General features: G+C 70.8%; 11 protein-coding genes and 1 pseudogene. 9 read left to right on the forward strand and 3 right to left on the reverse strand.

The window, feature by feature from the left end; translation table 11 throughout:
• The 4 genes and pseudogenes from ABZY57_RS18640 to ABZY57_RS18655 all read left to right on the forward strand — a co-directional run.
• Window positions 1-827, forward strand: a pseudogene (locus ABZY57_RS18640) (ABC transporter ATP-binding protein); the annotation flags it as partial.
• A gap of 150 nt (window positions 828-977) precedes the next feature.
• The gene (locus ABZY57_RS18645) at window positions 978-1,919 is read left to right on the forward strand and encodes a FadR/GntR family transcriptional regulator (protein ID WP_356513203.1); all 942 of its coding nucleotides are present in this window, start codon (window positions 978-980) and stop codon (window positions 1,917-1,919) included.
• 484 nt (window positions 1,920-2,403) lie between these two features.
• Window positions 2,404-4,008, forward strand: a complete 1,605-nt coding sequence (locus tag ABZY57_RS18650) for an RNA polymerase sigma factor (RefSeq protein ID WP_356513205.1) — start codon at window positions 2,404-2,406, stop codon at window positions 4,006-4,008.
• 140 nt (window positions 4,009-4,148) lie between these two features.
• Entirely contained in the window at window positions 4,149-5,120 is a 972-nt protein-coding gene (locus ABZY57_RS18655) for a serine protease (protein WP_356513207.1), read from the forward strand.
• A 140-nt stretch (window positions 5,121-5,260) separates the two neighbouring features.
• Here the strand turns inward: ABZY57_RS18655 and ABZY57_RS18660 are convergent, their stop codons facing one another.
• The gene (locus tag ABZY57_RS18660) at window positions 5,261-5,497 is read right to left on the reverse strand and encodes a hypothetical protein (RefSeq protein ID WP_327255290.1); all 237 of its coding nucleotides are present in this window, start codon (window positions 5,495-5,497) and stop codon (window positions 5,261-5,263) included.
• A 446-nt stretch (window positions 5,498-5,943) separates the two neighbouring features.
• Here ABZY57_RS18660 and ABZY57_RS18665 point away from each other — a divergent pair, with 446 nt between their 5' ends.
• From ABZY57_RS18665 to ABZY57_RS18675, 3 genes are all read left to right on the forward strand, one after another.
• A complete protein-coding gene (locus ABZY57_RS18665) occupies window positions 5,944-8,064 on the forward strand; it encodes a DNA topoisomerase IV subunit B (RefSeq protein ID WP_356513209.1) in 2,121 nt (706 codons plus the stop codon).
• Between the two features lie 188 nt (window positions 8,065-8,252).
• Window positions 8,253-8,795 carry a DUF485 domain-containing protein gene (locus tag ABZY57_RS18670; RefSeq protein ID WP_356513211.1) on the forward strand — a complete coding sequence of 181 codons (543 nt, stop codon included), beginning with the start codon at window positions 8,253-8,255 and terminating at the stop codon, window positions 8,793-8,795.
• The gene (locus ABZY57_RS18675; protein ID WP_356513213.1) at window positions 8,792-10,384 is read left to right on the forward strand and encodes a cation acetate symporter; all 1,593 of its coding nucleotides are present in this window, start codon (window positions 8,792-8,794) and stop codon (window positions 10,382-10,384) included. Before ABZY57_RS18670 ends, ABZY57_RS18675 begins: the two co-directional genes overlap by 4 nt.
• Window positions 10,385-10,422: 38 nt before the next feature.
• Here the strand turns inward: ABZY57_RS18675 and ABZY57_RS18680 are convergent, their stop codons facing one another.
• Window positions 10,423-11,130, reverse strand: a complete 708-nt coding sequence (locus ABZY57_RS18680) for a response regulator (protein ID WP_356513215.1) — start codon at window positions 11,128-11,130, stop codon at window positions 10,423-10,425.
• Window positions 11,127-12,758 carry a sensor histidine kinase gene (locus ABZY57_RS18685; protein ID WP_356513217.1) on the reverse strand — a complete coding sequence of 544 codons (1,632 nt, stop codon included), beginning with the start codon at window positions 12,756-12,758 and terminating at the stop codon, window positions 11,127-11,129. The genes ABZY57_RS18680 and ABZY57_RS18685 overlap by 4 nt, the downstream gene beginning before the upstream one ends.
• 215 nt (window positions 12,759-12,973) lie before the next feature.
• On the opposite strand from ABZY57_RS18685, the gene ABZY57_RS18690 reads away from it, so the two are divergent.
• Window positions 12,974-17,266 (forward strand): discoidin domain-containing protein, encoded by a 4,293-nt coding sequence (locus tag ABZY57_RS18690; RefSeq protein ID WP_356513219.1) that lies wholly within the window; start codon window positions 12,974-12,976, stop codon window positions 17,264-17,266.
• 182 nt (window positions 17,267-17,448) lie between these two features.
• Window positions 17,449-18,468: a LacI family DNA-binding transcriptional regulator gene (locus tag ABZY57_RS18695; protein ID WP_356513221.1), complete on the forward strand. Its 1,020-nt coding sequence runs from the start codon at window positions 17,449-17,451 to the stop codon at window positions 18,466-18,468.
• Window positions 18,469-18,523: the final 55 nt, after the last annotated feature.

Here is an 18,523-nt window from a genome sequence, read left to right on the forward strand (position 1 = left end):
CGGACCGGCCCCGTCCGGCACGCACAGGGCTGCCCGCCTCGCCCGTGCGCCGGCTCGGCGGCCCGTTGCGGCCCCTGCGCTACGAGCTGCACCGTCTCTTCGGCACCGCCACCCCCGTACTCACCGCAGCCTTCGTCGTCGCCGTCTCCGTCGTCACGGCCCTGGTCCTGGCCCGGGTCGGCCACACCCCGCAGAACCGGTTGCTCGCCGCCTGGCCGGAGTTGCTCCCGCTACCGCCCGCGGCGCTCGGCGCCGGACTGCTCGGAGCCCTGGCCTTCGGCGAGGAGTACCGCTATCCCGCGCTCGCCGCCGACCGCGGCACCGTCCCGCGCCGGCTCGGGCTGCTCACGGCGAAACTCGGCGTCAGCGCCGCCATGGCGCTGCTGCTCGGCGCCCTCGCCGTGACCGCCGACGCCGCCACCCTGACACTGGTGTTCGGCAGCGGACCGCTCCGTACGCCCGCGGAGTGGGTCTCCCCGGCCGCGAGTTGGGCGGGGCTGCTCATCGGCTGCGCCTGGTCCGGAGTCCTGGCCTCCGGCGTCTTCCGGTCCTCCTCCGCCGGTCTGGCCGCGGTGCTCGCCGTACCGGTGATGGTCGTACCACTGGTGCGCAAGGCCCTGGACGGCCCGTCCGCGTACCCGCTCACCGGACTCGCGGAGCGGCTGCGCGGCCTGGCCTGGGCGCAGTGGCCGCCGGAGGCGGACCGGGTGGTCCTCGGGGCGATCCGGGTGATGGCGCAACCGGTCGGCACCGCCCTGGTGTTGTCGCTGATGGTCCTGTTGTGCGCCTATGGGTTCACAGGACTGCGCGGCCGCGTCCGTTTGTGAGGGATCGTTGGTGATCGTTCCGGCGCCGGTCCGGACCCAACGGGACCGTTGTGGTCCACATCAAGCCTGGCGGACCGCAACTCCCCGCAAAAGGCCCGGTTCTTTACGATAAGTCGTCAATTGCGTAGGTGGCACCGATCACCCTTTCGTGTGCTTTTCACCAAAGACCTCAAGGGTCGCGGAGACACGGCCGACAAAAGATTCGTGAGTACCCTTGCGCACACCATGATGACCGCCGCCCGCCATGCCGATTCCGGCCTCGCCGGCTCGGGCGAACTCGACCGCTACCCCTACCCGGAGGCCTCGGGGGCCGACCGGGTGGGCGTGCCCCACTGGGACGGATCCGACGTCGAGTTGAGCCGGGTCGGCCGCCGCGCCGCGGGCAGCCGCGGCCGCGGGCTGCACGGCCAACTCGTCCAGCAGCTCGGCCAGATGATCGTCTCCGGCGACCTCGGCGCGGACCGCCCGCTGGTCCCCGAGGAGATCGGGCAGCGTTTCGAGGTCTCCCGTACCGTCGTCCGCGAATCGCTGCGCGTCCTCGAGGCCAAGGGCCTCGTCAGCGCCCGCCCCAACGTCGGCACCCGGGTCCGCCCCGTCGCCGACTGGAACCTGCTCGACCCCGACATCATCGAGTGGCGCGCCTTCGGCCCGCAGCGCGACGACCAGCGCCGTGAGCTGGGCGAGCTCCGCTGGACCATCGAGCCGCTCGCCGCCCGCCTCGCCGCCGGCCACGGCCGCCCGGAGATCCAGCAGCGCCTCGCCGACATGGTCGAGATCATGGGACACGCCCTCGGCCAGGGTGATTCGATCACCTTCGCGCGTGCGGACAACGAGTTCCACGCCCTGCTCATCCAGGTCGCGGCCAACCGCATGCTGGAGCACCTCTCGGGCATCGTCTCCGCCGCCCTGCAGGTCTCCGGCAGTCCCGTCACCTCCTGTGACCGCCCCAGCGAGACCTGCGTCGCGCACCACGCGCGCATGGTCGAGGCCCTCGCCGCCGGCGACGCGATCGGCGCGGAGAACGCCATGCGCCAGCTCCTGACGGTGCATCCGGAGGTCGAGCGCGTGGTTCCCGCCCCGCGCGAGCACTGACGGGCCGCAGCGCACGGGCGCGGGCACGGCCGTGTCGATGGGCCGCCGGTCCCGGGCGGCACCCCCGGACCCGGGTCCGGGGAGGGTCCGGCGGCAGCGGAGTCCGGCTCCCCGTCCGGGTCCTGAGCGCCCCGGTAGCCTCCCGGCTCCGGTCCGCGGCCGCCGGGACTCCGCTTCCAGGGGGTCGTCCGGCCCGCGAAACGGGGCGTGTTCGGACACACCGGACGTGAACAAATAACGGTATGACCGGCATGGCATCAAACGGGGTGTGACTCGGGCCACGAAGATTGGGCGTAACGCTCTGCGAGGTCACGCGATGACCTAAGAGGTGATGGCCGACGGAGGGAAGACAGCAGCCCTTGCGGGTGCTGTGCAGCTCCCCGGCCCCTGCCCGCGCCCCCGGCCCATCCCCAGTCGGTGGTCGTCGGCTCCGGTCCAGCACCACCAGGCCGGGGTCGGAAGCCGTTTCCATCGTTCCGAGAGGTTGTTCGTGTCGGCCAGCACATCCCGTACGCTCCCGCCGGAGATCGCCGATTCCGAGTCTGTGATGGCGCTCATCGAGCGGGGCAAGGCCGAGGGGCAGATCGCCGGCGATGACGTACGTCGGGCCTTCGAGGCTGACCAGATTCCTGCGACCCAGTGGAAGAATGTTCTGCGCAGCCTCAACCAGATCCTCGAGGAAGAGGGTGTGACGCTGATGGTCAGTGCCGCGGAGTCGCCCAAGCGCGCCACCCGCAAGAGCGTCGCAGCGAAGAGCCCCGTCAAGCGGACGGCCACCGAGCCCGTCGCCAAGAAGGCGGTGGCCAAGACGGCGGCCGCACCCGCCGTGGCCGCACCGGACGCGGCGGCCGGGGCGGCGGCGCCGGACCCCCTGGACACGGACACCGCCGCCCTCGCGGAGGGGACCGCGACCGAGCCCGCCGCCAAGAAGACCGCGGCGAAGAAGACGGCGGCGAAGAAGGCCGCGCCCGCCAAGAAGACCGCGGCGAGGAAGACGGCGGCGAAGAAGACCGCAGCCAAGAAGGACGCCGACGAAGCGGGCGACGAAGAGACCACGGAAAAGGGTCCCGGGGCCGCCAAGGCCGAGTCCGAGGACGAGGAGGAAGGCGCCGAGAGCAAGGGCTTCGTCATCTCGGACGACGAGGACGACGCCCCGGCCCAGCAGGTGGCCGTGGCCGGCGCCACCGCCGACCCGGTCAAGGACTACCTGAAGCAGATCGGCAAGGTCCCCCTCCTCAACGCCGAGCAGGAGGTCGAGCTCGCCAAGCGCATCGAGGCCGGACTCTTCGGCGAGGACAAGCTCGCCAACTCCGACAAGCTGGCGCCCAAGCTCAAGCGCGAGCTGGAGATCATCGCCGAGGACGGCCGCCGGGCCAAGAACCACCTGCTGGAGGCCAACCTCCGCCTCGTGGTCTCCCTCGCCAAGCGCTACACCGGCCGCGGCATGCTCTTCCTGGACCTGATCCAGGAGGGCAACCTGGGTCTGATCCGCGCCGTGGAGAAGTTCGACTACACCAAGGGCTACAAGTTCTCCACGTACGCGACCTGGTGGATCCGGCAGGCGATCACCCGGGCCATGGCCGACCAGGCCCGCACCATCCGCATCCCGGTGCACATGGTCGAGGTCATCAACAAGCTGGCCCGGGTCCAGCGCCAGATGCTCCAGGACCTGGGCCGCGAGCCCACCCCGGAGGAGCTGGCCAAGGAACTCGACATGACCCCCGAGAAGGTCATCGAGGTCCAGAAGTACGGCCGCGAGCCGATCTCCCTGCACACCCCGCTCGGCGAGGACGGCGACAGCGAGTTCGGAGACCTCATCGAGGACTCCGAAGCGGTCGTACCGGCCGACGCCGTGAGCTTCACGCTCCTGCAGGAGCAGCTGCACTCGGTGCTCGACACGCTGAGCGAGCGCGAGGCGGGCGTGGTCTCGATGCGCTTCGGCCTCACCGACGGCCAGCCCAAGACGCTCGACGAGATCGGCAAGGTCTACGGGGTCACCCGTGAGCGCATCCGCCAGATCGAGTCGAAGACCATGTCGAAGCTCCGCCACCCGTCCCGGTCCCAGGTGCTGCGCGACTACCTCGACTAGCACGGACCGGGCCGGACCCGCCCGGACCGGGCGCGGCGAGGGGTTCGCCGCAGGTCGTCGCCGGTGGCCGCGCGGGTGCGCGGGGCCACCGGGCGTCCCACTCTGAGTGGAGTCATGCACACTCGGAGTCAGGAGGCCTCATGCGTCGTCCCTTTGCCCGTGTCCTGGCGGGAGCGCTGACCCTGGCGGCGGGAGCGGCGGCGGCGCCGCTCTCCCAGGCGCCGCGAGCGGCCGCGGACAGCGTGGTGATCGGCGGGAAGCCGGTGAAGGTGGCCGAAGCCCCGTGGGTCGTGGCCCTCGCCAGCCGTGACCGGTTCGGGGGTACGCGCGGCGGCCAGTTCTGCGGGGGCGTCCTGGTCGCCCCCACCAAGGTGGTGACCGCGGCCCACTGCCTGGGGCGTCAGGTACTGGGAGGTCCGGTCGACTCCGTCCGCGATTTCCGGGTGATCACCGGGCGTACGGAGCTGCGCGCGAGCGAGGGCCGGGAGATCGCGGTGCGTACCGCGCGGGTGAACCCGGCCTACGACCCGGGCAGCAATGCCGGAGACCTGGCGGTCCTGGAGCTGGTCGAAGCCGTGGCAGCGCACAGCGTGCTGCCGATGGCCGGGCTCGGGCACCCGGCGTACGAGGCCGGAACCGAGGCCGCCGTATACGGCTGGGGCGACACGAGCGGCTTCGGCGACTACGCCTACGGGCTGCGGGCCGCCGGGGTCACGGTCATGGCGGACGAGGTGTGCGGGCGGGCCTACCCGGGAGATGCCGACGGTCAGTACCGGGCCGACTCCATGGTGTGCGCGGGGGACCGTGAGGGCGGCAAGGACGCCTGCCAGGGGGACAGCGGCGGCCCACTGGTGGCCGGAGGCCGGCTCATCGGGCTGGTGTCCTGGGGGCGCGGCTGCGGGCGCGCCGACAGCCCGGGGGTGTACACGCGGATCGCGCCGCTGATCGGCTTCATCGCCGGATCCGCCGCCGATTCCGCCAGTGGCCCCGAGGCGGCCCGGGGGGACCTGGGTCGTCCTGGTGCCCGGGAAGTCCTGGGGAGGGGCGTACGCCCCGCCCAGGGGCCCGGGAGGGGCCTCGCGGCAGGGGAGCGGCCCGCGTCGAAGCGCTGACCCCCCTTGCGACACGCCGAACCTCGTCCGGAACCTGGTTCCGGACATGAGGACGGGCGGTGCCTCTGGGTCGCAGAGGTACCGCCCGTCGACCGGCTTCGCCGGTCCTGGCTCGTCGGATGCGAGGTGTAGGCCTTGTGTCAGCGGTCCTCGGGGTCGGCGGCACTGGCCGCCGGAGCGGACGTAAGCCGCTCGGTCTCATCCTGTATTTCCGCGGCGATCTTCTTGAGTTCCGGCTCGAACTTGCGCCCGTGGTGGGCGCAGAAGAGCAGTTCACCGCCGCTCAGCAGGACGACGCGCAGATATGCCTGGGCGCCGCAACGGTCGCATCGGTCAGCGGCCGTCAGCGGGGTCGCGGGTGTCAGAACAGTAGTCACGTCGCCTCTTCTCTAGCTCGACGAGCTGTCGTACCAGGGTCAACATCCAACCAGGCCGAAAACGTTCCCGCTCGCGGCTTTTCCTCGAAACTTCCTTCCGAAGCTGGCCGGCCGTTGCCGGTTGGCGGCGAAGGAGCCGTATTGCGTTGCTTTACGGTTTCGCGTTGTCAGGTCGTTCGCTTGTCGCAGTTCTGCCCTCTCCGGCTGAGTGCCGGTTGTTCATGAGGACGTGCCCGAACACTAAATGGTTCATGCCTGGAAGGGAACGTGATGTTTGCTTCACCCCCACGGGGGATCGAACAGGCGTACGGATCTGCACTAGGCTGGTGAAGGGGCTGGGGTGGCGTTGCATCGGCTCTACCAGGCCTCGGTACCCTTCCAGCGGCAACCGAGCCACCACTGCGCCCGACCGGGCCAGAAAAGAAATTCAGCGAGGAGCGAACTGCGTGACCGCCGACACGTCCGTGCCTTCCAGCGCACTGCTGACCGGAGCAGACCGGGACGGCTCCAACTACACCGCGCGGCACCTGCTCGTCCTCGAAGGCCTCGAGGCCGTCCGCAAGCGCCCCGGCATGTATATCGGCTCCACCGACAGCCGGGGCCTCATGCACTGCCTCTGGGAGATCATCGACAATTCCGTCGATGAGGCCCTGGGCGGGTACTGCGACCACATCGAGGTGATCCTCCACGAGGACTCCTCCGTGGAGGTCCGCGACAACGGCCGCGGCATCCCCGTGGACATCGAGCCCAAGACCGGCCTCTCCGGTGTCGAGGTCGTCATGACCAAGCTGCACGCCGGCGGCAAGTTCGGCGGCGGGTCGTACGCGGCCTCCGGCGGCCTGCACGGCGTCGGTGCCTCCGTCGTCAACGCGCTCTCGGCGCGTCTGGACGTGGAGGTCGACCGGGGCAGCGCGACGCAGGCCATCAGCTTCCGCCGCGGCGTCCCCGGCATGTTCACCGAGCAGGGCCCCGACAGCCCCTTCGACCCCGCCAACGGCCTGCGCAAGGGCAAGCGGATCGCCAAGGGCAAGACGGGCACCCGGATCCGCTACTGGGCGGACCGGCAGATCTTCCTCAAGGACGCCAAGCTCACGCTGGACACGCTCTACCAGCGCGCCCGCCAGACGGCCTTCCTCGTGCCCGGCCTGACCATCGTGGTCCGCGACGAGCGGGGCCTGGAAGGGGCCGGCAAGACCGAGGAGACCTTCCGCTTCGACGGGGGCATCAGCGAGTTCTGCGAGTACCTCGCCCAGGACAAGGCGGCCTGCGACGTCCTGCGCCTGACCGGCACCGGGACCTTCAAGGAGACCGTCCCGGTCCTCGACGAGCGCGGTCACATGACCCCCACCGAGGTCACCCGCGAGCTCGGCGTGGACATCGCCCTGCGCTGGGGCACGGGCTACGAGACGAACGTGAAGTCGTTCGTGAACATCATCGCCACCCCCAAGGGCGGCACCCACATCTCCGGCTTCGAGCGCTCGGTCACCAAGACCGTGAACGAGGTGCTGCGCTCCGCGAAGCTGCTGCGCGTCGCCGAGGACGACGTGGTCAAGGACGATGCGATGGAGGGCATGACGGCGGTCGTCACCGTCCGCCTCGCGGAGCCGCAGTTCGAGGGCCAGACCAAGGAGGTGCTCGGCACCTCGGCGGCCACCCGGATCGTCGCCGCCGTCGTCGCCAAGGAGCTCAAGGCCTTCCTGACCTCCACCAAGCGGGACGACAAGCAGCAGGCCCGCTCCGTGATGGAGAAGATCGTCGCGGCCGCCCGGACCCGCATCGCGGCCCGCCAGCACAAGGAGGCGCAGCGTCGCAAGACCGCGCTGGAGTCCTCCTCGCTGCCCGCCAAGCTGGCCGACTGCCGCAGCGACGACGTGGAGCGCAGCGAGCTCTTCATCGTCGAGGGGGACTCGGCGCTCGGTACGGCCAAGCTCGCCCGGAACTCCGAGTTCCAGGCACTGCTGCCCATCCGGGGCAAGATCCTCAACGTCCAGAAGTCCTCGGTCTCGGACATGCTCAAGAACGCCGAGTGCGGGGCGATCATTCAGGTCATAGGAGCCGGCTCGGGCCGGACCTTCGACATCGACGCCGCCCGGTACGGGAAGATCGTCCTGCTCGTGGACGCCGATGTGGACGGCGCGCACATCCGCTGCCTGCTGCTCACGCTCTTCCAGCGCTACATGCGCCCGATGGTCGAGGCGGGCCGGGTCTTCGCGGCCGTGCCGCCGCTGCACCGGATCGAGCTCGTCCAGCCGAAGAAGGGCCAGGACAAGTACGTCTACACGTACTCGGACAACGAGCTGCGCCAGACCCTGCTGGAGTACCAGCGCAAGAACATCCGGTACAAGGACTCGATCCAGCGCTACAAGGGCCTCGGCGAGATGGATGCCGATCAGCTGGCGGAGACCACCATGGATCCCCGTTTCCGCACCCTGCGCCGGATCAACATCGGCGACCTGGACTCGGCCGAGTCGGTCTTCGACCTGCTCATGGGCAACGAGGTGGCTCCGCGCAAGGAGTTCATCACCAGCTCCGCCGCCACCCTGGACCGCTCGCGGATCGACGCCTGAGCGGCCCCCGGCCGCTGACGAGTGCCACCGGGGAACCCCCGGTGGCACTTCCTTGGCCCTGGCACACCGGTGCTCTTCACTCCATCACCTGATGGAGTGAAGAGCACCGGGACACCAGTCCGGGAACCGTCCCTCCCGCACATCCTTGTGGGCACGCGGCCACTGCGGCGGCGGACAAGGAGAGTTCGGTGGACAAGCACGAAGGTCGTGATGCCGGAACGATCCGGCTGGACGACCCCTGGTACGACGCGCTGGCCGTCGGTTGGGGCGAGGGCGCCGGCGCGGGCGAGGGGTCCGTCGCAGCGCCGGGCGGTGGAGCGGAAACGTCACCCCCGAACTCCGGCCCCGGCGGTGCGCCGGCCCGCGCAGCGTCCGACATCTACCTCGAAGTGCAGCGCAGCGCCGCCTTCCAGGAAGTGCGCGGCCGCTACCGGAGGTTCGTCGTCCCCGCGACCATCGGCTTCTTCCTCTGGTACGTGGCCTACGTGATCGCCGCCACGACGGCGCCCGGGATGATGGCCCGGCCGGTGTTCGGGTCCGTCAACGTGGCCCTGCTCGCCGGTCTCGGCCAGTTCCTCAGCACCTTCCTGCTGACCTGGGCCTACGCCCGGCACGCCCGGCTGCGGCGCGACCGCGCGGCGTTGGACCTGCGCTGGACGGTCTTCGAGCAGGAGCAGGTCCGCCGGGCGGATGCCGGGGAGCGCACCCGCACGCGGGGGGCGGGCCGGTGACCACCGAGCACCAGACACTGGCGCTGCTCCTGTTCAGCGTCTTCATCGCCGTCACGCTGGGCATCACCACCTGGGTGAGCCGCAACCGGCACGGTTCGGCGGAGGAGTTCTACGCGGGCGGGCGGCTGTTCTCGCCGATGGAGAACGGTTTCGCCATCGCGGGCGACTACATGTCCGCCGCCTCCTTCCTCGGCATCTCCGGCCTCATCGCCCTCTTCGGCTACGACGGCCTGCTGTACTCGGTGGGCTTCCTCGTCGCCTGGCTGGTCGTCCTGTTCCTCGTCGCCGAACTCGTCCGCAACTGCGGCCGGTTCACCCTCGCCGACGTGGTCGCCGCGCGGATGAGCGAGCGGCCGGTGCGGATCGCCGCCGGGACCTCGTCGGTGGTCGTCTCCGTGCTGTACCTCGTCGCGCAGATGGTCGGCGCCGGCAGCCTCGTGGGCCTGCTGCTCGCCGATTCGGGCCGGACCGCGCGGACGCTGACCGTCATCGGGGTAGGCGCGCTCATGGTGATCTACGTGTCCTTCGGCGGGATGCGGGCCACCACCTGGATCCAGATCGTCAAGGCCGTGCTCCTGATGGGCGGAGCGATCACCCTGACGGTGCTCGTGCTGCTGCGCTTCCACGGGAACTTCGACCAACTGCTCAGCAGTGCGGCCGAGCGCAGCGGGCACGGCGACCGGTTCCTGGGCCCCGGGCTCAAGTACGGCGGGGACTGGACGGCCCGCTTCGACTTCATGAGCCTCGGGCTCGCCCTGGTCCTGGGCACGGCCGGGCTGCCGCACATCCTGTCGCGCTTCTACACCGTGCCCACGGCGCGGGCGGCCCGCAGGTCGGTGGTGTGGGCGATCGGGCTCATCGGCGGCTTCTACCTGATGACCATCGTGCTGGGCTTCGGTGCGGCGGCGCTGCTCGGGCCGGAGGAGGTCCGGGCCTCCAACGCCTCGGGGAACACGGCGGTCCCGCTGCTCGCGGCCTTCCTGGGCGGCGGGGCCGACTCGACCGGCGGCGCGGTGCTGTTCGCCTTCGTGGCGGCCATCGCCTTCGCGACCATCCTCGCGGTGGTCGCGGGGATCACCCTCGCCTCGTCGGCCTCCGTCGCGCACGACCTGTACGCCTCGCTCAAGCGCCGCCACGCCCGGCAGCGCAGCGAGGTGGCGGTGGCCAGGGTGGCGGCGGTCGGGATCGGGGCGGTGGCGATCGCGCTGGGGCTGCTCGCCCAGGACCTGAACGTGGCCTTCCTGGTGGGTCTGGCCTTCGCGGTGGCGGCCTCGGCGAACCTGCCGGTGCTCCTGTACTCGCTGTTCTGGCGCGGGTTCACCACGCGGGGCGCCGTCTGGTCGGTGTACGGGGGCCTGCTCCCGGCCGTGCTGCTGGTGGCCCTGTCCCCGGTGGTCTCCGGCAGCCCCGAATCCCTGTTCCCGGGTGTGGACTTCCAGCTCTTCCCGCTCCAGAACCCGGGCATCGTATCCATCCCGCTGGGCTTCCTGGCGGGCTGGCTGGGCACCGTGACCTCGGCGGAGGAACCGGACGAGCGGCGGCACGCGGAGACCGAGGTCCGCGCGCTGACCGGGGCCGGGGCGGTGTAGGGCCGACGTGGCGGGGGAGCGGGACCGGCCGGCCGGCGTCAGCCCGTGGTGGGCGGGCGCCAGGCGTACCGGTGTTCCGGGCGGCCCGTTTCGCCGTAGCGCAGGGCGAGGGTGACGCGGCCGGTGCGGTCGAGGAGTTTGAGGTAGCGCTGGGCGGTCTGGCGGCTGATGCCCGCGCGGTCGGCGATCTGCTGGGTGGAGAGCGGGCCTTCGGCCGCGCGCAGGATCCCGCGGACCAGGTCGGCGGTGGTGGGGGAGTGTCCCTTCGGGAGGTCGCTCGCGGCGTCGGCGCCGGCCGCGGCGAGGGTACCGAAGATGCGGTCCACCTCCGCCTGTTCGGCCTCGCCGCCCGTGTCCAGGGTGCGGCGCAGGGCCCCGTAGGCCTCCAGACGGGTGCGCAGACCGGCGAAGGTGAAGGGCTTGACCAGGTACTGGAGGGCGCCGAGGCGCATCGCGGCCTGGACGGTGGCCAGGTCGCGGGCGGCCGTCACCATGATCACGTCGGTGTGGTGGCCGCGCTCGCGCAGGCGCCGGACCAGGTCGAGGCCGTTCTCGTCGGGGAGGTAGTGGTCGAGGAGGATCAGGTCCACCGGGCGTGAGTCGAGGAGGGCCAGTGCCTCCGCCGCGCAATGGGCCCGGGCCGACACGCGGAAGCCGGGAACCTTGGCCACGTAGGCCGCGTTGATCCGGGCAACACGCATGTCGTCGTCGACGACCAGTACGTCGAAATCGCCGCAGTCGTTCATCGCAGGGCCTCCGGGAGTACGACGGAGAATTCCGCCCCTCCGTCCGCTGCCTCGCCGGCCCGGGCCGTGCCGCCCTGCCGCTCGGCCAGGCGCCGCACCAGGGCGAGACCGAGCCCGCGTCCCCGGTGGGCGCCGGCCGGGGTCTGTTTGGTCGACCAGCCCTCGGTGAAGATCTCCTCGCGGCGCGCCACAGGCACGCCCGGGCCGCTGTCGCGGACCAGCAGGACCGCTGTGCGTCCGTCCGCGCGGATGTCGACCTCCACCAGGGGCGCGGGCGAGCCGACCGCGGCGTCCAGCGCGTTGTCGACGAGGTTGCCGAGGATGGTGACCAGACCTCCGGGGTCGACGAGGCGGTCGGGCAGGAGGGCGGAATCGGCCAGCCGCAAGGGGACCCCACGCTCCGCGGCGACCGTGGTCTTGCCCATCAGCAGGGCGGCGAGCAGCGGGTCGTGCACCTTTTCGGTGACCTGCTCGGCGGTGCTGCGGTGCACGCCGACCACTTCCGTGACGAACTCCACGGCCTCCTCGTGCAGGCCCAGTTCCAGCAGGCCCAGAAGGGTGTGGAGCCGGTTGGCGTGCTCGTGGTCCTGGGCGCGCAGGGCGTCGATCAGGCCCTTGGTGGAGTCGAGCTCGCGGCCCAGGTGCTCCAGCTCGGTGCGGTCGCGCAGGGTGGCCACCGCTCCGCCGTCCTCGGTGGGCATCCGGTTGGCGACCAGGACCCGGCTGCCCTGGACCGTGAGGAGGTCGCGGCCGGTGACCCGGCCGGTGAGGACGTCGGTGGTGCGGCCCGCGCCCAGCACCTCGTCCAGGGCGCGCCCCGCGACGGCGCCGGCGGTCTCGGGCGCGAGGCCCAGCAGCCGGGCCGCCTCGTCGTTGACCAGTCGGACCCGGCCGGCCCGGTCGAGGGCGATCACGCCTTCGCGGATGGAGTGCAGCATCGCCTCGCGCTCGGCGAGCAGGCCCGCGATATCGGAGAAGGCCAGGTCGCGGGTCTGCCGCTGGATCCTGCGCGAGAGCAGGTAGGCGGCGAGGGCGCCCGCGGCCAGGGCGCCACCCGCGTACGCGAGCAGGCCCGGGATGGCGCCCAGCAGGCGGCCCTGGACGCTGTCGTAGGCGATGCCGACCGAGACGGCGCCGACGATCTCGCCGTCGGCGGCGAGCAGGGGGACCTTGCCGCGCGCGGAGCGGCCCAGGGTGCCCTCGTCGATCTCCATGACCTCACGGCCGGCCAGGGCGTCGCCGGGGTCGGTGGAGACGTGCCGCCCGATGCGGCCGGGGTCCGGGTGCGAGCGGCGGATGCCGTCGAGGTCCAGGACCACCACGTACTCGGCGCCCGTGGCCGAGCGGATCCGCTCCGCCGAGGCCTGTACCGGGCTGTCCGGCGAGGGAGCCGAGCCGAGGAGGCCTCGCGACAGGGAGGGGTCGGCGGCGGCGCTCTGTGCGATGGCCAGGGCGCGCCGCATGGCCTGGTCGTCGAGCTGTGCGCTCAGCGGGGCCAGGAAGAGGCCGGTGGCCAGGGCGAGGACCCCGGCGGCGATGGCCAGCTGGGTCAGCAGGATCTGGGAGGCGGCCCGTCTGGGCAGCCCGAGGCGCCGAGCGCTCGTGGGGAGGAACCGCAGGGACCGCATGAGTACGAACCGTAGGCCGGTTCGGGCGTAAGTGGAATTTCTCCCCCTCACGCAAATGGCTTGCGTTATTTGCGCCCAGCTTGCGCAAGTGATGACGGCATAAAAGTGCGGTCAGGGATGTAGACGACTCGGCAAAGCTCTGCAACTCTCGCACCGCACACCGCAAATTCCTATCTCCCATGGTTCAGAAAGCTCATGTCGAGGGACGAGGACATATGAGAAGGCACAACTGGAGATGGCGGACCCTGGCCGCCTTGATCAGCACCGCCCTGCTGATGCTGGGCTGGCCCGCTCTGACCGCCGTGGCCGCCGGCGGACCGAGCGTCTCGGCGGGCAGGCCCGCCACGGCGAGCAGTACCAACGGCGCCTACGCGGCCGGCAACGTCACCGACGGGAACCAGTCCTCGTACTGGGAGAGCGCCGGCAGCACCTTCCCGCAATGGGTGCAGACCGACCTCGGAGCCGCCACCCGCGTCGACCAGGTGGTGCTCAAGCTCCCCGCCTCCTGGGAGAGCCGCAACCAGACCCTGTCCGTCCAGGGCAGCGCCGACGGAACCAGCTTCAGCACGCTGGTGAGCTCGGCGACGTACACCTTCGGCCAGGGCGCCGGAAACGTGGTCACCATCGGCTTCCCCGCCACCCAGGCCCGGTACGTGCGGATCGACATCACCGCCAACACCGGCTGGCAGGCCGCCCAGCTCTCCGAGCTGGAGGTCCGCGCCCCCGGTGACTCCGGGACCAACCTGGCCCTCGGCAAGACGTTCACCGCGAGCAGCAACACCCAGGTCTACGTGCCGGGCAACGCCGGCGACGGCAACACCGCCACCTACTGGGAGAGCGTCAACAACGCCATGCCCCAGTGGCTCCAGGCCGACCTGGGCTCCTCCGTCCGCGTGGACCGCGTGGTCCTCAAGCTGCCCGAGAACTGGGGCGCCCGCACCCAGACCCTCAAGATCCAGGGCAGCGCCAACGGGACGGACCACACCGACCTGACGGCGTCCAAGACGTACGAGTTCAACGCCGCGGCCGCCAACGCGGTGACCGTGACCTTCGACGCCACCACCACCCGCTACGTGCGGGTGTGGATATCGGCCAACTCGGTGCAGCCCGGCGGGCAGCTCTCCGAGCTGGAGATCTACGGCCCGACGACCGGAGACACCCAGGCCCCGACCGCCCCGACCGCGCTCGCCTACACCGAGCCCGCGACCGGCCAGATCAAGCTCACCTGGAACGCGGCCACCGACAACACCGGTGTCACCGGGTACGAGGTCTACGCCAACAACCAGCTGCGCACCAGCGTCGCCGGCAACGTCACCACCTACACCGACACCCAGCCCGCCTCCGCGAGCGTGACCTACTACGTCCGGGCCAAGGACGCGGCCGGCAACCAGTCGGCGAACAGCAACAGCGTCACCCGCGCCGGCGACACCGGCGACACCCAGGCCCCGACCGCCCCGGGGGCCCTGGCCTTCACCGAGCCGGCCTCCGGCCAGATCAAGCTGGCCTGGCAGGCCTCCACCGACAACGTCGGCGTCACCGGCTACGAGGTCTTCGCCAACAACGTGCTGCTCACCACGGTCGCGGGCACCGTCACCACCTACACGGACACCCAGCCGGCCACCGCCACCGTGAGCTACTTCGTCCGGGCCAAGGACGCGGCGGGCAACCGCTCCGGTGACAGCAACTCCGTGACCCGCAACGGCAGCGGCGGCGGGGGCGGCTCCAACCTGGCCGTCGGCAAGCCCATCGCGGGCTCCTCCGTGATCCACACCTTCGTCGCGGAGAACGCCAACGACAACAGCACCTCCACCTACTGGGAGGGCGCGGGCGGCGCCTACCCGAGCACGCTGACCGTCAAGCTCGGGTCCAACGCCGACGTCGACCGCCTGGTCCTCAAGCTCAACCCGGACAGCAGCTGGGGCACCCGTACCCAGAACATCCAGGTCCTCGGCCGGGAGCAGAGCGCCTCGGGCGTCACCAACCTGGTGGCCGCCAAGGACTACGTCTTCAACCCGGCCTCAGGCTCCAACACCGTCACCATCCCGGTGAACGCCCGGGTCGCGGACGTGCAGCTGCGCTTCACCTCCAACACCGGTTCCTCCAACGGCCAGATCGCCGAGTTCCAGGTCATCGGCGTCGCGGCGCCCAACCCGGACCTCCAGGTCACCGCGGTGAGCGCCAGCCCGGCCGCCCCGGTCGAGTCGGACTCCGTCACGCTGTCCGCCACCGTCAAGAACAGCGGCCCGGCCCCGGCGGCGGCGACCTCCGTCTCCTTCCAGCTCGGCGGCTCGAAGATCGCCTCCGCCAACGTGCCCGCGCTGGCCCCCGGTGCCACCGCCACCGTCACGGCCGGCATCGGGCCGCGGGACGCGGGCAGCTACCCGCTGAGCGCGATCGTCGACGAGGCGAACACGATCGTCGAGCAGAACGACACCAACAACAGCCTCACCGGCTCCCCGCTGGTGGTCCGCCCGGTCGACAGCTCGGACCTGGTGGCCTCGTCCGTCGGGTGGTCGCCGAGCGCTCCGTCCGCCGGCCAGTCCGTGGGCTTCTCCGTCACGGTCAGGAACCAGGGCACCGTGGCCGCCGCCGCGGGCACCCACAACGTCACCCTCACCCTGCAGGACGCGGGCGGCGCCACCGTCCGTACCCTGACGGGATCCTTCAGCGGCGCCCTCGCGGCCGGTGCCTCCTCGGCCCCGATCGCCCTCGGCAACTGGACCGCGGCCAACGGCAAGTACACCGTCAAGGTGGTCCTCGCCGACGACGCCAACGAACTGCCGGTCAAGCGCGCCAACAACACCTCGGCCAAGCCCTTCTTCGTCGGCCGCGGGGCGAACATGCCCTACGACACCTACGAGGCGGAGGACGGTGTGGTCGGCGGCGGCGCCAACGTCGTCGGCCCCAACCGGACCGTCGGCGACATCGCCGGCGAGGCCTCGGGCCGCAAGGCCGTGAACCTGGACGCGACGGGCGAGTACGTCGAGTTCACCACCCGGGCCGCCACCAACACCCTGGTCACCCGCTTCTCCATCCCGGACGCCCCGGGCGGCGGCGGCATCGACTCCACCATCAACGTCTACGTCAACGGCGTCCTCAAGAAGGCCCTGCCGCTGACCTCGAAGTACGCCTGGCTCTACGGGGCAGAGGCCGGCCCGGGCAACGCGCCGAGCGCCGGAGCCCCGCGGCACATCTACGACGAGGCCAACATCCTCCTCGGCGAGACCGTCCCGCAGGGCAGCAGGATCCGCCTCCAGAAGGACGCGGCGAACACCACCACCTACGCGATCGACTTCGTGAGCCTGGAACAGGCCACGGTGATCCCCAACCCCGACCCGGCGACCTACACGGTGCCCGCCGGCTTCACCCACCAGGACGTGCAGAACGCCCTGGACAAGGTCCGCATGGACACCACGGGCAAGCTCGTGGGCGTCTACCTGCCGCCGGGCGACTACGCCACGGCCAGCAAGTTCCAGGTGTACGGCAAGGCCGTGCAGGTCGTCGGAGCCGGACCGTGGTTCACCCGCTTCCACGCCCCGTCCTCGCAGGACAACACCGACAACGGCTGGCGCGCGGAGGGCACCGCGAAGGGCTCGTCCTTCACGGGCTTCGCCTACTTCGGCAACTACACCTCGCGCATCGACGGTCCGGGCAAGGTCTTCGACTTCTCCAACGTGACCGACATGACCATCGACAACATCTGGAACGAACACCAGGTGTGCCTCTACTGGGGCGCCAACACCGACCAGATCACGATCAAGAACTCGCGGATCCGCGACACCTTCGCCGACGGCATCAACATGACCAACGGCAGCACGGACAACCTCGTGACCAACATCGAGGCACGTTCCACGGGTGACGACAGCTTCGCGCTGTTCTCCGCCATCGACGCGGGCGGCGCGGACATGAAGAACAACGTCTACGAGAACCTGAGCGCGATCCTCACCTGGCGCGCGGCCGGTGTCGCCGTCTACGGAGGCTTCGACAACACCTTCCGCAACATCTACATCGCCGACGTCCTCGTCTACTCGGGCATCACCATCAGCTCGCTGGACTTCGGGTATCCGATGAACGGCTTCGGGACCGACCCGACGCTCTTCGAGAACATCTCGATCGTCCGGGCCGGAGGTCATTTCTGGGGGGCGCAGACCTTCCCCGGAATCTGGATCTTCTCGGCGTCCAAGGTCTTCCAGGGAATCCGCATCAACAATGTGGACATCGTCGATCCGACCTACAGCGGAATCATGTTCCAGACGCAGTACGTCGGCGGCCAGCCGGTCAATCCCATCAAGGACACCATTCTGAAGGACATCACCATCACGGGGGCGAAGAAGAGCGGTGACGCCTTCGACGCCAAGTCCGGGTTCGGTCTCTGGGCGAACGAGATGCCCGAGGCGGGACAGGGGCCGGCGGTGGGTGAGGTCACCATCCACAACCTGAGGATGAGCGACAACGCCGTGGACGTGCGGAACACGACCTCGACGTTCAAGATCAACCAGCTGCCCTAGCGGGCGGCCGGCACGGGGGAACGAGGGCGGCGGGGCACCCCTTCCGGGTGCCCCGCCGCTCGCCGCCCGGCGGATCGCCGGGGCCAGTGGGGCGCGGGGGGTTCCGCGCCGGTTTCCGATGGGCCAAACTGGCCGTAATCGAACTGCAAGGAACTTGCATTGTTTGCGCTACTCTTGCGCTCATGACGCGACGACTTGCTCAAGTGGCGAAGAAAGTGGGGGTCAGCGAGGCAACGGTCAGCCGGGTGCTCAACGGCAAGCCGGGCGTCTCGGACGCAACCCGCCAGTCCGTGCTCACCGCCCTGGACGTCCTCGGCTACGAGCGCCCCACCCAGCTGCGCGGCGAACGCGCCCGGCTGGTCGGCCTGGTCCTGCCGGAACTCCAGAACCCGATCTTCCCGGCCTTCGCCGAGGTGATCGGTGGCGCGCTGGCCCAGCAGGGGCTGACCCCGGTGCTCTGCACGCAGACCACCGGCGGGGTCTCCGAGGCCGACTACGTCGAGCTCCTCCTCCAGCAGCAGGTGTCCGGCGTCGTCTTCGCCGGCGGGCTCTTCGCGCAGGCCGACGCCCCGCACGAGCACTACCGGCTGCTCCACGACCGCAAGGTCCCGGTGGTGCTCATCAACGCCTCGATAGAGGACCTCGGCTTCCCGTGCGTCTCCTGCGACGACGCCGTCGCGGTCGAACAGGCCTGGCGCCACCTGGCCTCTCTCGGCCACGAGCGCATCGGCCTGGTGCTGGGCCCGCCCGACCACATCCCCTCCCTGCGCAAGCTGGTCGCCGCACAGGCGGTCGCCGCGGCCGCCGGCACCGAGCTGCCCGCCGCGCACGTGGAGCGGGCGCTGTTCTCCCTGGAGGGCGGCCACGCGGCCACGTCGAGGCTGCTGGACCGCGGGGTGACCGGCATCATCTGCGCGAGCGACCCCCTGGCCCTGGGGGCCATAAGGGCGGCCCGCCGGCGCGGTCTGGACGTGCCCCGCGAGGTCTCCGTCGTCGGATACGACGACTCGGCCTTCATGAACTGCACCGAACCCCCGCTGACCACCGTCCGGCAGCCCATCGAGGCCATGGGGCGGGCGGCCGTGGAACTGCTCACCGCCCAGATCCAGGGGGCCGCCGTACAGCCCGGCGAGCTGCTGTTCGAGCCCGAGCTCGTGGTGCGGGGCTCCACCGCACAGGTGCCGCGCCCCCGTCCGGCGTAACGCCCCGCCCGGCTCCACCGAGTTCGACCCCTGGCCACAGGGCCCCGAAACGTCC

Origin of the sequence: Streptomyces sp. NPDC006450, from assembly GCF_040612195.1 — a bacterium.
GTDB lineage: Bacteria > Actinomycetota > Actinomycetes > Streptomycetales > Streptomycetaceae > Streptomyces.